A 19,766-nucleotide genomic window follows, 5' to 3' on the forward strand; every position below is an offset into this window, starting at 1 on the left:
TAACAAGGTTTTTGTCGCCTTGTTATTAGATGCTTTCGCCAATAAGCGATTCAATTTTCATTTGTCTCATTTTCGGATACCTCTTCGCCAAATGTGGTGAGAGGGTCCCGTTTCCTCGCTGGTTCCGGAGCACCGATATCAGGAAGCTGCTGGACAAGGTCTTTCAGCTCCGGCATATAGAATGCGGAAACAGTGATGCTGAATTTAATTGGTTCATCCTTTTCCTGAAGCGAGGTTAATTCCGCTCCTCCGGTATAGTCGATTGATTCGACAACTGTTATCCGTTTCATGCTTTCAAGTGTTTTAATGAACTTCTCAAGCTCGGCATAGCTTGGTGATTCAACGGAAAGCTGGACGGTGACTTTTTTGACACCTTCCGGGACCTTTATTACCGATTTTGGTGGTGCGGCCGTTTCATCCAGCTGCCCTTCATCGGTTTGGGCGTTTTCGCTGGATTCGCCGTTCTCCGATATCGTTTCTTCAGCCGCCGCCTCTTCCTCTAGTGCAGCGACGTCGCTATCTTTCGCAAAGGACATTGACAGGATTTTTGAGCGCGATACAACCTCGGCTTTTTCAAAGTCGAGAATCATTTGCTCGACTAGAGGTTTTACAGGTATTTGATACTGCATTTGCGTGGAGCTGTTGGCGGTAAACTCCTTGGCTTCTTCATCTCTCCCCTGGATAATGGAAAGCAGCTGTTCTTCTGTTTTCAGGCTGGCCTCTTTCGCCTCCAGGTCAGCCTTTAGCGGCTGGATCGTAAAAAAGTATGCACCCGCTGAAAAAACGATGAACAAAATCGCTAAGGCAGCGGGTATCCATTTTTGCTTATTTGATGAATGAAGCCTCATAAACCATCCTCCCCTTCACTTCGGATTTCAGCCTTTACAACATCCTTGTTCAGGGTAATCTGGAACTGGCCGGTGTATCGAGGCAGAAATTCCGTATTTGAGGAATTTGCAGCAGCCTGCAGTGTGCCATCAACATTCGCTGATTCTTGTTCGGTTTGGGCAGCGGAAAGGCTTGAAAGATCCGCCTCTTCGACCCACTTCGATTCGTTCAGGCGATTCAGGAAATAGGCTGCTTCACGGCTCGAATCAAACTGGACTGTCAACGCTAGCTCTCCTGTTTCCTGATAGCCAAAGGTTAGAATGAAGCCCCGTTCTGGCAGCATGGACGTGAATTCCTTCATGACCGGCACAGATGGTACTGTATACTGTTCCGCCCATTCAATTGCCTGTTCTAGCTGGGAAGCGGAATTCGCCGATATGATTTCAATGGCCTTCTCTTCCTCCAGGGCAGCAATCTTTTTTGTCGTGTCGATTCGATTTTCAACTACCGCAATATCGTTTTTAAGTGTGGTTGTCTGCCAGTAAAGGAACCCGCCCGCGGCTAGGAATAATACCGTAAAAGCCAATGCGGTGAAAATAATGCCTGAGCTTTTTCGCTCCTTCTTTGGAAGCAGGTTAATATCAATAAGCATTATTTCACCTCTTTCAAAGCAAGGCCCAGCGCCAATGTATGGCTTGGCGGAAGTACCCTGTTCCGGCCATTATGGACAGCCTCGGATGGAAGCGTGGCAACAGGCAGGCCGAACTGCTCGCCAAGATTAATGTGAATTTTATTCAGCATAGGATGGTCGCCGTCCAAAAGGATTTTTGTAACCCCTTTTGTCCCTCCGGAGGCGGAATACCGGTAAAAGTCCATCAGCTTGCCCATCTCGCTATAAATCGAGGAAAACTGAATTTCAAGCTCCGCGGGATCACCTTTAAAAAGGTATTCACATGTCCCGGCACGTTCACGCCGGACATCCCAACGATCGATATCAAAATCCAAAGGAAAATGCCTCATGTAATAAGGGATATGCCCTTCAAAAATGCACATGCTGACGCTTGTCAGGTTGATATGGGCTGTAAACAGATTCTCTTCCCTTTGCGCTTTGTCCATCATATAGTAAATGCGGTAAAGGGCTAATGGCGAAATATCCGCTGCCACTGGCTGCAGCTTCATACCCGACAGGAGATTCGAGTACTCCATTACGTATTTTTCTGGTGATGCGAACAAGAGAAGCTCCTTTTTCCCATTTTTTTCACCTAGCGGGTAGGCGTCAAAAACAGGGTCTTCAAAAGGTAGATGGATGCTCGAACCCAGTTCCATATACAGATGGCTCTTCACTTCATCTTCCCGTACATCCATCGGTATTGAAATTTTACGGATAATGACTAGCGGGTCGGGGACGATAAAATTCACCTGCCGCCTCTGAATCTTCCATTCTTCAATGCATTCATCCAGAATGGTGGACAGCGTTTCATCGTCGACAATTTTCCCATCAGAAATAATCCCTGGCGGGAGGAAGCGTTCCCCCCACTTTAAAGCAATTGGGGGATTCACGCTTTTTAGCTCCAGGTAGCGGATGGAGTGATCGTTGAAAATAAGGTTGATAATTCGTTTGTTGCCGAAGGAAAGGGAAAAGGCCATTGAAACTACCCCTTTATCTATATAAATCATAATGCTATGAACTCAATGGAGCTTTGTTAAGAATCTAATTATATATAGGTTGAATCAAAAATTTATATCCTCATGGAACCATGCCGTTGATTTCCTCTTCAGGCACTTCGCTTTCCGTGGGGCGTCAGTGGAGCCTCCTCGGCGCTTGCGCCTGCGGGGTCTCCCCTTGCCGCTGCATCCCACAGGAGTCTTCGTGCCTTCCGCTACAATCAACTAACTTTTCAAATTAATTCGTGTAAAAAAATTATTTCAACCGATGTAGTAAACTTAAGAATAGAAAAGATTCAGGTACAGGTCAATAAGTTCCGATCCATAAAAATATGCAACGAGCGTACCAAGGGCAATGAACGGCCCAAACGGTATTGGCTGGCGACGTTTTACAAGCTTGAGCATCAAGGCAAGAACGCCAAAAACCGCTCCAAACAACGTGGCAAGCAAGAAGGAAAGCAAAACAAGCTTTGTTCCGACCGCAAAACCGATGACCGCAAACAGTTTTATATCGCCGCCGCCCATACCCCCCTTGCTTACGAGGGCAATCAGGAGCAGAAGGATAAAACCAACTGCCGCGCCAAGCAGGGAATCCCACCACGGAGAAAGCGGCCAAAGCACTCGTTCAACTAAAAAAATCCCTGCAAACACAAGCAATATTTTATCAGGGATGATCATATAGTGGATGTCCGAAACAAAAATGATCATAAAAAGAGAAATGAGCGTCCAGGCAACCACAAGCTCCCACGACCAGCCGAGAACGGCGGGCGCCATGGCAAACAGGATGCCGGTCAACAGCTCGGTTATTGGATAAATAGGGGAAATCCGCGTACGACAGCCGCGGCATTTCCCCCTAAGGAATACATATGAAAAGACTGGAACCAAGTCCCATGGCCGCAGCTGCTGCCTGCAATTCGGGCAGGCAGAGCGCGGCTTAACGATTGATTGTCCTTCAGGCACCCGAAGTCCGACGACGTTAAAGAAGGAGCCTAGGGTGATGCCGTAGAGGAAAATAAAAATTAGGATGATGTAATTTATTAAAGTCATTGAAATTATTATCTCACGTTTGCACGATTAATGTCAGCGGGAAGTACGCCTGCTCCACCGGTTCCTTGGATTCCTTTGCTACCATTATTTACCAATTTAACTAAATCTACTTTCCCGTCAACTACCTTTACCCAAGATCCCGAAGTAGGAGCTGTAGTCCCTGTAGTAATTGTTGTAAGCCCTAGTTCATAATTTCCTCCATCTGGATCTTTAAATGTATCAAGATAGTTGTTAGCAGTTAAATATCCAAGTGGTACAAAATGTGTATCCTTTTGCAATAAAGTTTCGGTCGTAACTGCCAATTTTGTCGAACTCACCATTTGTTGAGCATTTGCTACATGCGCATCTTTCTTGGTGTTGCCAATCAACCCACCAATAGCCGGTACCGCAATAGCCGCAATAATCCCCAAAATAACGATAACCGCTAGCAATTCGATCAGGGTCAAGCCGCGCTGGTCTTTCATTTTTTTCTTTAAGCTTTTGAACATTTTTCCCACTCCTTCTAAGGTTATGAACCTAATATAATATTTCACTCCTATTATACAACAGCGAATGTTGTCAAACCTACAAATTTTTGGAAGATATTCGTCTATTTTTAGTATTTATTATCAAATTGATTGAACATTTCGAACATCGGCACCATGATGCTAGTGACGATGGTACCAACTAGGGCCGCAAGGACAACAATCATTAGCGGCTCAATCAATGATTTCAACTTGTCTGTGCCAATATCGACTTCTTTTTCGTAAAACTCGGCCACCTTTGTTAGCATCGCATCGAGTGAACCTGTTTGTTCGCCAATTGAAACCATTTGCGTTACAAGCGGCGGGAATGCCCAGTGATGCTCCATCGGAATTGTCATTGACTGTCCTTTTTCAAGAGAATCACGGGACTCCCGGATCACACGGGCAATCACTTCGTTTTCAACAACGTTCTCCACAATAGACATGGCTTGAAGAATCGGGACCGAGCTTGAGAATAACGAGCTTAATGTCCTGGTCATCCTCGCCAACACTGCTTTTTGCAAAAGCTTCCCAAAAATCGGCATCCGGAGCAGCGCGTAATCGAGATAATACTTGGTTTCATTCTTCCTCCGTATGGCCATTATGCCGCTGACAAACAAAATCGCAATAAGCAGCAGTAGCCACCACCAGCCTTGGACAAATTCGCTCGCCCCCATGACAAAACGGGTTATGGCCGGAAGTTCCCCTCCCAAATCATCAAACATTGTTACAAACGTAGGGACGATTGTCGTTAGGAGGAAAATGACAACCCCGATGGCAAGGATGCCGATTACAGCCGGATACGTCAAGGCAGAGACAATTTTTTGCCTCGTCATATGCTGCTTTTCAAAATGGTCGGCAAGCCTCTCAAGTGTCCCATCGAGATTTCCGCCTACCTCCCCGGCCCTTACCATATTTACAAACATGGGCGAGAAGATTTTTTTATGCTTTGTGACTGACTGTGAAAGCGGACGGCCTTCCCGTAGTTCGGATTCAACTGCGATCAGCGCCTTTTTAAGATGTTTGCTTTCAGTCTGGGAGGCGAGAATGGACGTCGCGTCAACAACCGTTACCCCCGCCTTTAAAAGGGTTGCAAATTGGCGGATGTAAATTACAAAATGCTCGAGTTTAACGGGATTCCCAATGGTTATATCCTTGGTGAGGAACGTTTCCGGCACTTCGGTGATGTCGACAACCCGGACCCCATCTTCCCTTAGCTTAAGGAGCGCCTCACGTTTGGAGACAGCATTGATGGTTCCCTGGCGCGTCCCTTTCCGGTCACGGCCCTCATATTTAAACCTGGCCATTTCTACACCATCTCCTGCAAATATGGCTCGGCCACTTCTTTTTGGATAAATCCTCTTTCAATCAGCTCTTTAATATTCGATTCAAGTGTATGCATCCCGAGGGCGCGCGACGTTTGCATCACACTCGGAATTTGGTGTATTTTCTCATTCCGAATCAAGTTTGCAATCGCCGGATTGTTTATCATAATTTCGGTCGCGGCCTTCCTCCCTTTTTTGTCGATGGTCGGGAAAAGCCGCTGCGATATAATCCCCATTAGGACAGATGCTAGCTGAATGCGGATTTGCGCCTGCTGTGCCGGCGGGAACACGTCCAATATTCGGTTAATGGTTGCCGGAGCGCTCGACGTGTGCAATGTACCCAGCACCAAATGGCCGGTTTCCGCCGCTGTGATGGCCGTTTGGATCGTCTCGAGGTCACGCATCTCCCCTACGAGAATAACGTCCGGATCCTGGCGGAGTGCTGCACGGAGCCCGTTCGCAAAATTGCCGGTGTCCATCCCCACTTCACGCTGGTCAATAATCGAGTTTCCATGTTTGTGAAGGTACTCGATCGGGTCCTCGAGCGTAATGATATGTTTTCGCATTGTCTGGTTCATGAAGTGAATCATCGATGCTAGAGTGGTTGATTTTCCGCTTCCGGTCGGTCCTGTCACCAGAACAAGGCCCTGCGGTTTTTCAGCAAGCTTCAGCAAAATTTCAGGCATGCCAAGTTCTTCTATGGTTGGTATCCTTGATGGGACCGTCCGAAGCGCCATCGCGATGCAATTCCGCTGGTGGTACGTATTTACCCGAAAACGGGATAACCCGGGAATGCTGTAGGAAAAATCCAATTCTCCTTTTTCCTTAAAAGCACCCCATTTATTATCAGGAATGATCGCTCTTGCCATTTCTTCCGTATCTTCCGGCCTTAAGGCAGCCGCATCAAGCTTCCTAAGTTCTCCGTTTATCCGGAAAACGGGAGGGATGCCCACTGTCAGATGAATATCGGATGCCTTATGTTCAAATGCAGCCTTTAGTATAAGGTCAATTTTCTCTCTCATATGTGCTCTCCTACTCCATAATGGCTACCCTTAACACTTCTTCTGTCGTCGTCAATCCCTGTTTTATTTTGAGCAGTCCGTCATCAAGCAGGAAGATTGTCCTGTTCCTTACAGCAATGTCACGCAAAACCTGGAAGGATTCCCCGTCCATAATCGCCTTTCTTAATTCATCATTAATGACAAGTACCTCATGGAGGGCGATCCTTCCCTTGTATCCAGACATATTGCAAGATGAACAGCCTTTGCCGCGCGGCACTGTTTCGATTTTAATCCCGCGCCTTTGAAAAATTTCAAGCTCCCGCTTAGATGGCTCGACGGTTTCCGCGCAGTCCCGGCATACTTTTCTGACTAGCCGCTGTGCAACAACGCCACTCAATGCGGATGCCACCATGAACGGTTCGACATCCATATCAATGAGACGCGTAATCGTGCCGAGAGAGTCATTCGTATGGAGCGTGCTAAGGACAAGGTGCCCCGTCAGCGAGGCCCTGATTGCGACATCGACCGTTTCCTTGTCGCGGATTTCCCCGACCATGACAATATTCGGGTCCTGGCGGAGAATGGACCGCAAACCGGCCGCAAACGTCATCCCTACATTCTGGTTCACCTGAATTTGATTGATTCCTTCAAGCTGGTACTCGACCGGGTCTTCAATTGTAATAATATTAACTTCCTCGCTGTTTAACCTGTTTAAGGCGGCATAGAGGGTAGAGGACTTACCGGATCCCGTTGGCCCTGTGATCAGGACTATTCCGGTCGGTTTTTCAATCATTTCCATGAACCGCCTGAAATTCAGCGAGTTGAAGCCCAGCTTGGTCAAATCGTTCAGCGTGCTCCCCATATCAAGGAGGCGCATAACAATTTTTTCACCGAATACGGTTGGAAGGGTCGATACCCTCAAATCGATTGGATGGAAATCAAGATTGACTTTGATTCTGCCATCCTGAGGGACCCGGTATTCGGTTATGTCGAGGTTGGCCATGATTTTAATCCTTGCCGCCAGTACACTTTGCATGCTTTTCGGGAGTACGCGTTCAACCCTTAAGACGCCATCGATCCGGTACCTGACGACCACTTTTGTTTCCTGCGGGTCGATGTGGATGTCGCTTGCCTTTTGTGCGGCCGCATTTGAAAGTAGCATATTGACAAGGCGGACGACTGGCGAGTCAAGGTCAGTTACGTCAACCTCGCTGGCAATATCCTTTGTTGGAAGGTCGCCAAGGAACTCCTCCAGCGCATCATCAGTGTTGTAATATTTATTAATTGCCCTAACAATATCATCTTTGGTCGCAATGGCAACCTCGATCTGAAATCCGGTGGACAGCCTCAAGTCATCGATTGCGAGGAAATCCAATGGGTCTGACATCGCGATAAACAGTTTGTCCCCTTCTTTTTTCAACGGAATGACAAGTTGCCTTCGCGCCATTTCCTTCGAGACAAGGTTGAAAAGATTTTTGTCAAACGGGTAGCTGAACAGGCTGATATGAGGTATCCCAAGCTGGATTTCCAGAACTTCGATTAATTGTTGCTCCGTGATGGTCCCGCGTTGGACGAGTGCTTCCCCAAGCCGTTGCCGCGGAGCTTTTTCAGCAAGGGCGGCCTGAAGCTGCTCCTCTGATAATAGACCCGCTTCAATAAGCAAGTCGCCAAGCCGTTTTTTCGTTCTAATCATAACTATCCCTGCTTATCGTCTTTTTATTTGGGAACTTCATTTGGCTTTCCCCAAAGTGTTCCGCCATCGTCGGCAGCCTGTCCGGGACCGGCTGAATCTTCTCCAGTTTCCGTTGGAGCATTGGGAGGAAGTTCCGGGTCTTCTGTGTTTGTTTCATCCGTTGAAACAGGAGAAGCCGCGTTGTCTCCCGGGCTTTCAAGTGGAGTTGTCCCAGGAGGCTGCTGGGTTTCTCCTACTAGGAGGGCATGGACTTCTATCCGGTGCACCGGAGGATAGTAATCCTCAGCTATGAAAATGGTTTCTAGCAGATTGCCCTCGCTATAGACCTCCCGATAAATTTTTATAATGGAGCCCTGTTTGCCCTCTTCTGTAATGTTTACTTGGCCAGCTTTTAATAACGGGCTAAATTGCTTGATTGTTTTTGGCTTAAACGTTTCTTCGTTGTCTGCTACTGCTTTATAGGCATACAGGAATTTGCTGCCCGTAATGCTTGCCGTCAATGTGCCGTCAGAGTAGCCAAAGCTGAGTTCAAATGAATCGGCGTTCGGGTTTTTGAAAATGAAATCCCTTCCGGTTACGGTGTCTACAAATGCCTCGGAACCTAGCTTTGAATAGTCAGGCAGTTCTTTGCTGATGTTCCGCTCAACGATTTCAAAATTTGTTTGCAGGATTGCAATATATAAGGCAGTGGCCATCATGCTAAGCGTTTTAGAGGAAAGGCCGCTGATTTCCTGTTTTTCAACAAATCTATTAAAAGAAAACTCGGAATCTCCTTCAATCTTAACACCTGAAAATTCCTTAACTGCCACTTCCAGCTCATAAGGAGAATCTTTTTCAACGATTGTTCCGGTCGCTATCGTGCCAGTGCCTTCAGATGGATTTTCCAAAAATTCACCCAGCCCGATTATAAACTCTCCGGAATTAAGCATCTTGGCAGGCTCAGTCAGCTTGGCTGCCAAATCCTTCAAGTTTATTTCCTCTCCAATCAGTGCGGGAGAAATTAAGTTAATCCATTCAACCAGGGCTGTTTCATCCAGGCTTACCCGCATCGCATTTTGTCTGCCGTCGACAAGCGTGGAAAGGGTTCCTGCCGGGTCGAATGCTATTCTTGCCGTCTCAAGGTCAATGGTTTTTTCTTTAAAATGCATTTTGTAGGTTGATTTTCCCTGCCAGTTGGCAACGGCTTCCTCCAGCAGCGGAAGTGCTTCCTTCGGGGTCTTTCCTTCTAGATTTACGCTTCCGACAGCTGTTCCAGGAAGATAGCCTTTCTCGCCTGGAAAAAGGGCTCCAAATACTTTTAGGCCATATTGTGAAAAGCCGAATACATACGCGGTACTTAGGACGAGTACAACAAAAAGCTTTAAAACCTGCTGATTTTTTTTCATTCGATACCGTCCTTCCCGGTGCGGGCCAAAAAATGCCTACACATTTCTGTTCCCCTCCGCTGCCTTTTCCAACCCTGCAGCCGTTTCTTGCAAGGCAGTGAGATAATCGTCATGTTCTTCAAATTGAAAGATATCTTTATGCGGATTGTTAAAATCTAAAACCGGCTGCCCGGCTTCTTTCTCGTTATGAATTAGGATTTCCAAATCCCCTTCTTCAAATGGACTTGTGATAACTTCACTAAACGGAGAAACCGGTCCAGTTTTATCAAAATAGTCTTCCAGTGCTTCAAGCTGGCCAATGTCTTCAAGAAACGGGATATCTGCTGGCTGCTCAATTCCAGGTTCGTTCTGTACAACTGGGTTTATTCTTTCGATAGGTTCGAGGATATCCCCTTGGCCAAATTGTTCTAAACCTATCAAACCCTCCAGTTCATCATTGGAAAATAGGACAGCCGCCTCTTCTGCCTCTAACCACGGAACAATCGTATCCTCCTTATCTGGCAAAAGAAGATCTTCCTTCACTACTGTTGGCACTACTGGCTCAATTTTTTCAAAAACAGGTATTGCACTATCATGTTCAGACGCTAACGATTCAATCCTGCCGATATCCTCCTGGTTGCTATAAAAAAAGGATCCAAGCTTTCGGTCGAACAGGAGCGCAGTCCCGCCTCCAATCGCAATAACAAGAAGAGCATTTTGCCATAAAGGAACAATCTGTGCCACAAATCCAGCAGCAACGGCAAAAATTAATGCAATTAACGCGATAACAACCTTTCCCTTACCCGTTATGCCAAGTGGGAGAAAATATAGAACAGGCAGAAGCAAGATAAATGAAGCCAGCCCGAATATCAATTCCAAATGCAAAACCCCCAATTCCCTCAAAAACTGGCAATATGTTTCAAGGTATTTCAAATTTACTAGGAAACTAAGATATAATGACAAAATTCTACTTTTTCCTTATTGTATAATAAACCAAAGACGATAAAAAGAGGACGGTGACCCATAATGGTGAAAACTTTCCAAAAACAAGGAGGGTTTTCACGGCTGTCCAAATTATTTTAAAGTTTTCTCCACAGCAAAAAAGCTGGCTCCATTAAAGGAACCAGCTTTTTTATGATTTCATTATTTTACATACGCTGCGACCCTGTTCCTGCCCGCCCTTTTCGCCCCAACGTAGAGGGCACGGTCAGCATGGCGGATGAGGGCCAGCGGGTCATCGGCATCTTCTGGCGCGGTGGCGATGCCAAAAGATGCTGTTATTTTAATAGAAAGCATTGGGCTTCTGCCTTCCATGTGTTCAGATAGGATGAATGGCCAATTGGCAATCGATTCCCTAATCAGTTCGGCTAGGTTGTACGCTTCACGGCTTGTCACTTCCGGCAGGAGGATGACGAATTCCTCGCCCCCATACCGGGCAACCGTGCCGGACTCCCCAACAATGTTTTCAATTCTCGATGCCAGTTCCCTCAATACTTCATTCCCGCTTTGATGGCCATATGTATCATTGACAGCTTTAAAATGGTCGATATCAAGTATTATTAGCGCGAGCCTCTCACGAACATTCTTTTCAAGCATTCCGAATTCCCTGGTCAATACCTTTTCAAAATAACGGTAATTATGCAGCTTAGTCAGGGAACAGCGCTCGCTATCTTCCTTTGCCTGCTCGTAATGGCGGGCATTTTCAACAGCGATTGCGTAATGTGAACACAGGATATCAACAATGATCAGCTGCGATTTTTCATACGCGCGCTTCCTCCTCGAAGCAAGGACTACAACCCCGACAATCTTCCCGTTTTTCATTGTTGGGATACCAAGGATACTCTCGGCATCAAGAGGGATATTCGCGCTCGCAATGTGGCGCCATTCCTTTCTTGAACCAAAGAGGACAGGTTTTCCGGTGCCCCACACAGTTCCGCTTATTCCTTTATGTTTTTCGAGGCCCATATGGGTGTTAGGCAGGACTACACCATTTTCAACCCGCCTTGACAGGTAAATGTCATCATTGTCCTGTATTTCGAGAACATAAGCGTAATCGACAGGCAGCATGCCCGTAAGCTTTTGCAAAAACAGGTCAGTAACCTCGTCAACATTGATTCTCTCGGCCAGCTGGTGGCCGATTTCAGCAGCTTTCTGGAGGTATTCGTTTATATGCTGGCTCGAATCGTACATTCGCAGGATAAGGGACACGCTTGCAAACGGCCCTCCTATGAAAATCAGGGCTAGCAACCCAAGATCCCGATGGAGCATATATAAGACAAAACCAAGCGGCAGTGTTATTACACATGTAATGGTCTCCCAGATGAAATCCTTGCCGAAAAACGATTCCTTGCTCCTGTATATCACCCTTTGATTAAGCATGACAATCAACTGGTTAAGAACGTAATAAATTGTGGCGTAGAAAGTTGCAAATAAGACGGCTTGCTTACCATCTCCAAAGTCTGGAAGAATTGTACCGCCAATTTGAAAATAGGCAACCCCGCTCAACAATGAAACAATAAAAAACATCAGTGAATTCAAAGGAAGCCTGAACATCCCTTCCTTAGGGATGCGTAGCTTGAATAATAGAACAAGCACCGACAGCTGGACCGCAATCATTTCAACGAAAAGTCCGTACCTGAGGAAAACGGCAATAGACACCCATTGGATTAAAAAGATAGGTGTGCCGTTGATGACCATAGGCATAGAGGCTACAATCGCGCACAGGATTAGATAGCCTAATAGTTCAATGCCATTTATGCCGGCTGGTGGAGGCGAAATCATGTATGTCAAAACAAGGCCGGGAGGGACGAGCAAAAGCCATAGAATAAATATCCATTTTTTCATACCCGGGGCTACCGACAATACATTCCCACCTCCAGGAAAATAGTCACAATATTTAAACTTATATTACCAAATAAATCCACACTTGTCACATTAAGTTGACTTTTTTATTAAAAATTTTCAAGTATAAATCGCCTTGCCTCGGAAATGAAGTATAAAGAGCCTGTTATGGCCAGAATCCACCCATCGGGAGTTTCCTTGATTTCATTAGTAAGGAATCCTCTCCAATCATTCTCCACTCCACTTCCCGGCTTGCCACTTAGCACGGATAGTTCTTCTGCACTAGCAGCCCTCGGGAAGTCAAAGGAAACGAATGTCATCCTGTCGGAAACTTCTTCGAGGCGATGAATCATGCTCCCGAGCGGCTTATCCTTTAACGCAGCGAACACGATGTGGACTTTTTTATCGGAAAAGCGTGTTGAAAGTTCAGCAGCCAGCGATTCGATTCCTTCCGTATTATGGGCGCCGTCAAGAATAACAGTTGGTTTTTCCGAAACAAATTCGAGCCGACCCGGCCAGAAAGCATTCTTAAGCCCTTTTCTGATTTCCGGTTCCCCAGCTTTAATATCACCTTTTTCAATCAAGTATTGAGCCGCGGTCACTGCGAGGGCCGCATTCGCTGTCTGGTGGATGCCAATCATCGAAACCTCAAGATTGGCCAGTTCGCCAAAAGGGGTAGAGACAGTAAAACGTTCCCCTTTGTGTATTTTTGAATGGCTGCTCACACGGATTTCCTCCCCGAGCTTAAAGGTGGAGGAATGCTTTTCTGCGGCCTGCTTTTCGATTACAGCAAGCGCTTCGGGATGCTGAGTTCCGGTTATGACCGGGAGGCCTTCCTTAATAATCCCCGCTTTTTCAAAAGCAATCTCCGCATATGTATCGCCAAGAATGGAAATATGGTCAAGCCCGACATTGGTAATGACAGATACAAGAGGCATGAGAATATTCGTCGAATCGAACCGGCCGCCAAGCCCAACTTCATAAATAGCAAAATCAACTTGTTTTACCTCTGCAAAATAAACAAATGACATCGCCGTAATTACTTCAAATTCGGTTGGCCCGCCAAGCTCTGAATTGTCCAATTCGTCAGCAAGCGGCTTGATCCGATTCGCGAGTTCAAGTAATTCCTCATCCGATACCTGCTTGCCGTTTACACTGATTCGCTCATTGAAGCTCTCGATGTAAGGGGACGTGAAGGTTCCGATTGTGTAGCCTGCATCCGCAAGAATCGAGCGTAAAAACGTAACGGTCGACCCCTTCCCATTCGTCCCTCCAATATGGACGGTTTTAATTTTTCTCTCGGGATTACCGAGCTTCTCCATCATCCACTCCATTCGTTTTAGCCCCGGCTTGATGCCAAGCCTCAGCCTTGCGTGTATCCAAGTAAGCGCTTCATCATATGTTTGAAACATCGTTCTTGCCCTCCAAAGGAAAAGCGGAGGCGCCCATTCTGTCGGGCGCCGCAACCAATCCAATTCAAAGATATGTGTTTTATTTTTTTAATGATTCAGTGATCCGGGTCCGGCTTATAAAGAACTTTTACGTTTATATCAGGACCGTTTTACATCGGATTCTTGATCGAAACGGTCTTGAGAACCTCTGTCAGGACCGTTTTACATCGGATTCTTAATCGAAACGGTCTTGAGAACCTCTGTCAGGACCGTTTCACATTGGTTTCTTCATCGAAAAGGTCTTGAGGGCCGCCTGCTAACTTAACAGCCGGAAGACGAACCCCAGTTGTGATTCGTCTTCCGCTGTCTTATTCCAAACAGGTTTAGCCTCTCAATTCCTTAATGCGTGCTTCGACGATCGCGCGTTTTTCGGAGTAGTCCTTTTCCTTGGCGCGTTCTTCTTCAATAACGCTTTCAGGTGCTTTTTTGACGAAGCCTTCGTTGCCAAGCTTTTTCTGGACCCTTTCAACCTCTTTATCAAGGCGGGCCTTTTCTTTTTCCAGGCGGGCAATTTCTTCTTCGATATTGATCAGCCCTTCAAGGGGAAGGATAATTTCAACACCAGTAATGACCGCTGTCATCGCCTTATCCGGAGTGGAAATGTCTGTTCCTATCTGGAGCTCTTCAGGGTTGCAGAAGCGCTCGATGTAGGCGCGGTTCTTTTCAACCATTCCAAGCACAGTTTCATCCTTCGCCTTAACGAGCATTTTTATTTTTTTGCTCAAAGGTGTATTTACTTCGGCACGGATATTTCGTACTGAGCGGATCATTTCAACCAGCAGCTTCATTTCGGCGGCAGCTTCCTCATCCGTCAGCGAAGCATCCGCTTTTGGCCACGCAGCAACGATAATCGATTCGCCTTCATGCGGGAGGTGCTGCCAAATTTCTTCTGTGATGAACGGCATGAATGGATGCATCAGCCTCATTGTATTGTCGAGTACATAAGCCAAAATGGAACGGGTTGTCTTTTTGGCAGCTTCGTCTTCGCCGTAAAGCGGAAGTTTCGCCATCTCGATATACCAGTCACAGAAATCATCCCAGATAAAGTTGTACAGAGCGCGGCCGACTTCGCCGAATTCGTAGCGCTCGGACAGGCGGGTTACCGTTTCAATCGTTTCATTCAGCCTTGTCAAAATCCATTTATCGGCAGTCGATTTCTCACCGCTTAAATCGATTTCTTCATATTTCAGGCCGTTCATATTCATCAAGGCGAAACGGGAAGCATTCCAAATCTTATTCGCGAAGTTCCACGTCGCTTCAACCTTCTCGGTGCTGTAACGAAGATCCTGGCCTGGCGAGCTTCCTGTTGAAAGGAAGTACCTTAAGGAATCAGCGCCATACTGGGCGATAACATCCATCGGATCAACGCCGTTGCCGAGCGATTTACTCATCTTGCGGCCTTCCGCATCACGAACGAGGCCGTGGATCAGAACATCCCTGAACGGGCGCTCTCCTGTAAACTCAAGGCTTTGGAAAATCATCCGCGATACCCAGAATCCAATAATGTCATACCCAGTAACGAGTACATCTGTCGGGAAGTAACGCTTGAAGTCGGCAGCATCTTCATTCGGCCAGCCCATTGTCGAGAACGGCCAAAGCGCCGAACTGAACCAGGTGTCGAGTACGTCGTTGTCCTGTTTCCAGTTTTCTTCATCCGCAGGAGGGTTTTCACCAACGTAAACCACGCCTGTTTCCTTATGGTACCAGGCAGGAATCCTGTGGCCCCACCAAAGCTGACGTGAAATGCACCAGTCGCGGGTGTTTTCCATCCAGCGCAAATAGTTTGTTTCAAAACGGTCCGGAACAAAGTTGACTTTGTTTTCCTTCTGCTGAAGGGCAATCGCTTCATCAGCGAGTGGCTGCATTTTTACGAACCATTGGGTTGAAAGATAGGGTTCAACAACAGCGCCGCTCCGCTCTGAATGGCCGACTGAATGCAAATGGTCTTCAATTTTGAAAAGGACGCCTTCCTCCTGGAGGTCATTGACAATCTGTTTGCGGCATTCGAAGCGGTCCATGCCGTTGTACTTGCCAGCGCGCGCGTTCATCGAGCCATCTTCGTTCATGACGAGAACGCGCTCAAGGTTATGGCGGTTGCCGATTTCAAAATCGTTCGGGTCATGGGCTGGCGTAATTTTAACAGCACCTGAGCCAAATTCCATATCAACGTAATCATCACCAACAATCGGAATCTCACGGCCAATGATTGGCAGGATAACTGTTTTTCCAATAAGATGCTTGTAGCGATCATCTTCCGGATGGACGGCAACCGCTGTATCACCGAGCATTGTCTCAGGGCGGGTTGTCGCAATTTCAATGTGGCCGGAACCATCAGCCAACGGATATCTCATATGGTAAAACGCGCCCTGGACATCCTTGTGGATAACCTCAATATCGGAAAGGGCTGTTTTAGTGGCAGGATCCCAGTTGATGATGTATTCGCCGCGGTAAATCAGGCCTTTTTCAAATAGTGCAACAAAAACCTTTTTAACCGCATCGGATAGCCCTTCATCCAATGTGAAGCGCTCACGGCTGTAGTCAAGGCCAAGGCCAAGCTTTGACCATTGTGTGCGGATATGGCCGGCGTACTCATCCTTCCAGCGCCATGTTTCCTCAACGAATTTTTCGCGGCCAAGATCATAGCGGGTTTTTCCCTCGTTGCGCAGTTTTTCTTCAACCTTCGCCTGGGTCGCGATCCCGGCATGGTCCATCCCCGGCAGCCAAAGAACGTCAAAGCCCTGCATCCTTTTCATCCGGGTGATGATGTCCTGGAGCGTTGTATCCCATGCATGGCCAAGGTGAAGTTTCCCGGTTACGTTCGGCGGCGGGATGACAACCGTGTAAGGCTGTTTTGTTTCGTCATCCTTCGCTTCGAAAAATTTTCCGTTAACCCACCAGTCATAGCGTCCCTGCTCGATCGACTGCGGGTCGTATTTCGTCGGCATGCTGATTTCTTTTTGATCCATCGTAATTCCTCCTTGATAAACTTTAAAAAACGGGGTGAGGCGATTAACTTTGCCTCCGCTTTTCCTTGTCTAGCTACAGCGAGCAGCGCCTTCGCTTTTCCAATAAAAAACTCCACTCATCCAATAAAAGGACGAATGGAGTGCGATCGCGGTACCACCTTTTTTCCGGCAAAAAACACCGGCTCTTAATTGAATAACGGAGTCGATCCGTCTTCCGTTACCGGGCGCGGAGCCTTTAGCGGAAGAAGCTCAAGGGTGACGTTCCAATGGGCTGCATGGGAAATCTTTCAGCTGGCAAATTTCCCTCTCTGGAATGCAACGGGGCACTGTACTTTTCCCTGTCACTGCTTTTTACTATTAATTTATATCTTATACTACCCAAAAAGATAGGGGAACGTCAATCAGGATGGCCAATTTTTTTCGTTTTTAACCCTTTATTAAAAATAGGTCCACACAATCTGGGCTGTGCCAGCATATAATGGTGTACTATACACCGGGAGGGATGTTCCATGAAAAGATTCAACCGTTATATGTATCCTTCATGGCTGAGGAGGATTCGGGTAGTGGCCGTGCAGTTCAGCATCCCGTTTTGCGTTTTCCAGGGAATTCGGACGATTATTTTTCCAACGTCGTTTGATGTAATTTTTCTGGCCGTTCTTATTTTACTTACTACAGCAATTTATATGGAAATTATTTAAGGAGCCCTGGTGGACAGATCACTGGGCTCCTTCTTTTGCTGCCTGCTGCATTTGATCAATTTCGGATAGTCTCATCACAACATATTCAGTATTTTTAAGATGCCAATATTCCTTCAATAGCTTCCTCGAAAACTTGAACTCGTTTTTCGTCCCACGTTTGTTGAAGTAAGCTTCGGCCACACGGGTTATTTGTAGCGGATGCGATAGATAGCTGTAAAACAGCAGCTTTTCATCCGGTTTCAACGGAAAGTATTTAAAGTAATGGGTCACCCATTGGACTGCTTCCTCGCTCCGCCTTGGCTGGGTTTCAAGCATCCTCGACATGAATGGGAGCAGGTCATGGGTTGGCGAGCCATAGCCCGACTGTTCAAAATTAATGAAATAGCCTTGCCCTGTTTCATTGTAAATGAAATGTTCGGGAGACAGCTTCCCATGGATGATGACCATCCTTGCCTTCTCAAGTTCCTTGCTTTCCTCTTTCCAAGCGTCAAGCTTTTCCTTTGAAAACTTCAATGCTTGGGAAATCTCATTGTAATATAGGCAAAACTGCAGTTCAAACGGGGACATATAAATCTTTTTTTCACACTTTTCTATGAATCCATCTAGGAATTCCTGGTTTTTCTCGTACTGCCTAGACATTTTTTCAAAATGCTCCTCGCGTGCTTCCTTCCCGACTTTAACCTCACGCGACGAAAGAGTGTGAAGTCTTGCCAATTCACGGACCATCGAGAGGTTCCTGTCATCAAGCCCATCCTTAAGGTCATTCGGAAGCCAGGGCATGAGATAATAGAGTTTTTGGCCAGAAAGAATCCCATACCTTCCATCCAATGCGGGATAAATTGGGACAATCCGGTTATAGCCGCGCTGGTATAAATCTTGGACATACCGGATGAAGTCGATTCCTTCACGGGCATCGATTGATTTCAATGCAAAAGTTCCTTTGCTGCTGTAAACCTTTTTAATTTTCCCATAATCCTCTACATAATAGGGATTGATCATGTAAGGCTCCAGGATTGGGGCGAATTCCCTCAGGCGGTTTGTTTCATTCATTGGTTTTCAGCTCGCTTTTTGGAAAGTTCCCTTTTTAAAATAAACAGTGAGCGAGTTGTTCGCCCGCTCAACTGCATGTATTCGGCTATTTCTTTGCTAAGGCTGCGGGAATGTACAGCACCTGTCCCTCGTACACATCCTGGTTTAAATCAAGACGGTTGTAGCGCAGAAGGTTTTGGATGGACACAGAATACCTGTCGGAAATACGGTCAAGCGTATCCCCCTTCTGGACGATGCATACCTTCAGTTTCGTATGCTCATCGCCCTCATCCTTCCGCGCAAAAAACTCGGTCAGGGACATGCTTTTTTTCTTGCCCTTTTTCTTTTTTGCCTGCACAGGGGACGAGGAAGAAGATTCTACCTCTTCAGCTTCCGAAGTGTCCGTTTCAGCGTGTTTCTCTACAACAGTTTCCTCTGCGGCTTCTGACTGGACGGGCGGCGCAAATGGCACGGCATTCAAATCTTCCTGCTGTATATTTTCGCTCCTTGCAGGATTAAATGGGAGCACTCCATGAAATTGGTTCCAATAGGAAGGGAATGGGAAGGTTGAAAAAGCAGCCGGGTTATCCACGGAGTCCTCCTCGGGAGCACGCCTGGCTTCCGCTTCAAAAACCAACTCCTCTTCTTCCTCCTCAAACTCATATGCAACTAGGGCCTCTTCGTCTTCATCCTCCGTGTCAGCATCCAAAATCCGGTCCAAAATGGAGATTTCTTCCCTTTCGTTTTCTGCTTCCGGTTCCTCTGACGAACCCTGGCCATCATAGAGGCCGCTGATAATCAAATCCGCGGTCAGCTTCATACAGCTTCTTTCCGGAAAAGAATAATCAAAAGAATCCACAATGACGTCGATATCATAAATGCTCGAAATACGGTTTACCGGAATGGTAACGTCAACCGGGAAGCGGTGGACAAATTCGCATATTCCGGCCTCCCTTGGCGCGACCGACTGAACATATCTTAGGCCTGGCGATCCCTCGGAATCCTCTTCAAGGCCGCCCGATTTGCATTCATATTCCCCGGACAAATCCAGCGCGCCGCGGATGTTCACATACTGATCGTTCTCCTGAATCGTAATATCCGGGCTTAATGAAATCGATACAAGCTCATCGACTTCCTGTCCTTTCCGGAACCACAAGGATTCCTCTAAAGAAAATCGCAGAGACGATTGTTTCTCCTGGGACAAAGCGACTCCTCCTTTCATGTCCTTCATAAAAAATCACCATGTCACTTACACTTTATGAATTCTGGAAAGGCTTTATGATAAAAAATCGCTATTGTTCAAGACTATCTTCCATTCGTTACGAGTGGCCGTCCGCGCATACTCGTACATAGGA

Annotated in this window: 16 protein-coding genes and 1 other annotated feature; of the genes, 1 reads left to right on the plus strand and 15 read right to left on the minus strand. The window is 46.7% G+C overall.

The window, feature by feature from the left end:
* Nucleotides 1-50: 50 nt before the first annotated feature.
* The 13 genes from AR337_RS06945 to AR337_RS07005 all read right to left on the minus strand — a co-directional run bounded on the left by AR337_RS06945 (nucleotide 51) and on the right by AR337_RS07005 (nucleotide 16,684).
* Nucleotides 51-848: a hypothetical protein gene (locus tag AR337_RS06945; RefSeq protein WP_059171286.1), complete on the minus strand. Its 798-nt coding sequence runs from the start codon at nucleotides 846-848 to the stop codon at nucleotides 51-53.
* Nucleotides 845-1,480, minus strand: coding sequence for a PilN domain-containing protein (locus AR337_RS06950; RefSeq protein ID WP_059171287.1), 636 nt, complete (start codon nucleotides 1,478-1,480; stop codon nucleotides 845-847). The genes AR337_RS06945 and AR337_RS06950 overlap by 4 nt, the downstream gene beginning before the upstream one ends.
* A complete protein-coding gene (gene pilM, locus AR337_RS06955; RefSeq protein WP_059171288.1) occupies nucleotides 1,480-2,475 on the minus strand; it encodes a type IV pilus biogenesis protein PilM in 996 nt (331 codons plus the stop codon). The genes AR337_RS06950 and pilM overlap by 1 nt, the downstream gene beginning before the upstream one ends.
* 297 nt (nucleotides 2,476-2,772) lie before the next feature.
* The gene (locus tag AR337_RS06960; RefSeq protein WP_253701543.1) at nucleotides 2,773-3,540 is read right to left on the minus strand and encodes an A24 family peptidase; all 768 of its coding nucleotides are present in this window, start codon (nucleotides 3,538-3,540) and stop codon (nucleotides 2,773-2,775) included.
* A gap of 8 nt (nucleotides 3,541-3,548) precedes the next feature.
* Complete coding sequence (locus AR337_RS06965) at nucleotides 3,549-4,028, minus strand: type II secretion system protein (RefSeq protein WP_059171289.1); 480 nt, start codon at nucleotides 4,026-4,028, stop codon at nucleotides 3,549-3,551.
* 107 nt (nucleotides 4,029-4,135) lie between these two features.
* A complete protein-coding gene (locus tag AR337_RS06970) occupies nucleotides 4,136-5,350 on the minus strand; it encodes a type II secretion system F family protein (protein ID WP_059171290.1) in 1,215 nt (404 codons plus the stop codon).
* A gap of 2 nt (nucleotides 5,351-5,352) precedes the next feature.
* Nucleotides 5,353-6,390, minus strand: a complete 1,038-nt coding sequence (locus AR337_RS06975) for a type IV pilus twitching motility protein PilT (RefSeq protein ID WP_059171291.1) — start codon at nucleotides 6,388-6,390, stop codon at nucleotides 5,353-5,355.
* A 10-nt stretch (nucleotides 6,391-6,400) separates the two neighbouring features.
* On the minus strand, nucleotides 6,401-8,062 hold the full coding sequence (locus tag AR337_RS06980) for a GspE/PulE family protein (protein ID WP_059171292.1): 1,662 nt from the start codon (nucleotides 8,060-8,062) through the stop codon (nucleotides 6,401-6,403).
* Between the two features lie 23 nt (nucleotides 8,063-8,085).
* Nucleotides 8,086-9,447 (minus strand): VanW family protein, encoded by a 1,362-nt coding sequence (locus tag AR337_RS06985; protein WP_059171293.1) that lies wholly within the window; start codon nucleotides 9,445-9,447, stop codon nucleotides 8,086-8,088.
* Nucleotides 9,448-9,483: 36 nt separating this feature from the next.
* Nucleotides 9,484-10,305 (minus strand): hypothetical protein, encoded by an 822-nt coding sequence (locus tag AR337_RS06990; protein ID WP_059171294.1) that lies wholly within the window; start codon nucleotides 10,303-10,305, stop codon nucleotides 9,484-9,486.
* A 264-nt stretch (nucleotides 10,306-10,569) separates the two neighbouring features.
* The gene (locus tag AR337_RS06995; RefSeq protein ID WP_253701545.1) at nucleotides 10,570-12,288 is read right to left on the minus strand and encodes a sensor domain-containing diguanylate cyclase; all 1,719 of its coding nucleotides are present in this window, start codon (nucleotides 12,286-12,288) and stop codon (nucleotides 10,570-10,572) included.
* Between the two features lie 89 nt (nucleotides 12,289-12,377).
* Nucleotides 12,378-13,679 carry a folylpolyglutamate synthase/dihydrofolate synthase family protein gene (locus AR337_RS07000; RefSeq protein ID WP_059171295.1) on the minus strand — a complete coding sequence of 434 codons (1,302 nt, stop codon included), beginning with the start codon at nucleotides 13,677-13,679 and terminating at the stop codon, nucleotides 12,378-12,380.
* Nucleotides 13,680-14,041: 362 nt separating this feature from the next.
* A complete protein-coding gene (locus tag AR337_RS07005; RefSeq protein WP_059171296.1) occupies nucleotides 14,042-16,684 on the minus strand; it encodes a valine--tRNA ligase in 2,643 nt (880 codons plus the stop codon).
* Nucleotides 16,685-16,808: 124 nt separating this feature from the next.
* Nucleotides 16,809-17,038, minus strand: a binding site (T-box leader).
* Nucleotides 17,039-17,193: 155 nt separating this feature from the next.
* Here AR337_RS07005 and AR337_RS07010 point away from each other — a divergent pair.
* Nucleotides 17,194-17,382 carry a hypothetical protein gene (locus AR337_RS07010; RefSeq protein ID WP_059171297.1) on the plus strand — a complete coding sequence of 63 codons (189 nt, stop codon included), beginning with the start codon at nucleotides 17,194-17,196 and terminating at the stop codon, nucleotides 17,380-17,382.
* Between the two features lie 18 nt (nucleotides 17,383-17,400).
* Here AR337_RS07010 and ysxE read toward each other — a convergent pair whose 3' ends face one another.
* Together ysxE and spoVID are read right to left on the minus strand one after the other, a co-directional pair.
* Nucleotides 17,401-18,432, minus strand: coding sequence for a spore coat protein YsxE (ysxE, locus tag AR337_RS07015; protein ID WP_059171298.1), 1,032 nt, complete (start codon nucleotides 18,430-18,432; stop codon nucleotides 17,401-17,403).
* A gap of 85 nt (nucleotides 18,433-18,517) precedes the next feature.
* Nucleotides 18,518-19,642 (minus strand): stage VI sporulation protein D, encoded by a 1,125-nt coding sequence (gene spoVID, locus AR337_RS07020; RefSeq protein WP_253701547.1) that lies wholly within the window; start codon nucleotides 19,640-19,642, stop codon nucleotides 18,518-18,520.
* Nucleotides 19,643-19,766 lie beyond the last annotated feature (124 nt).

It is taken from the genome of Bacillus sp. FJAT-27445 (assembly GCF_001510665.1).
GTDB lineage: Bacteria > Bacillota > Bacilli > Bacillales > Cytobacillaceae > Bacillus_D.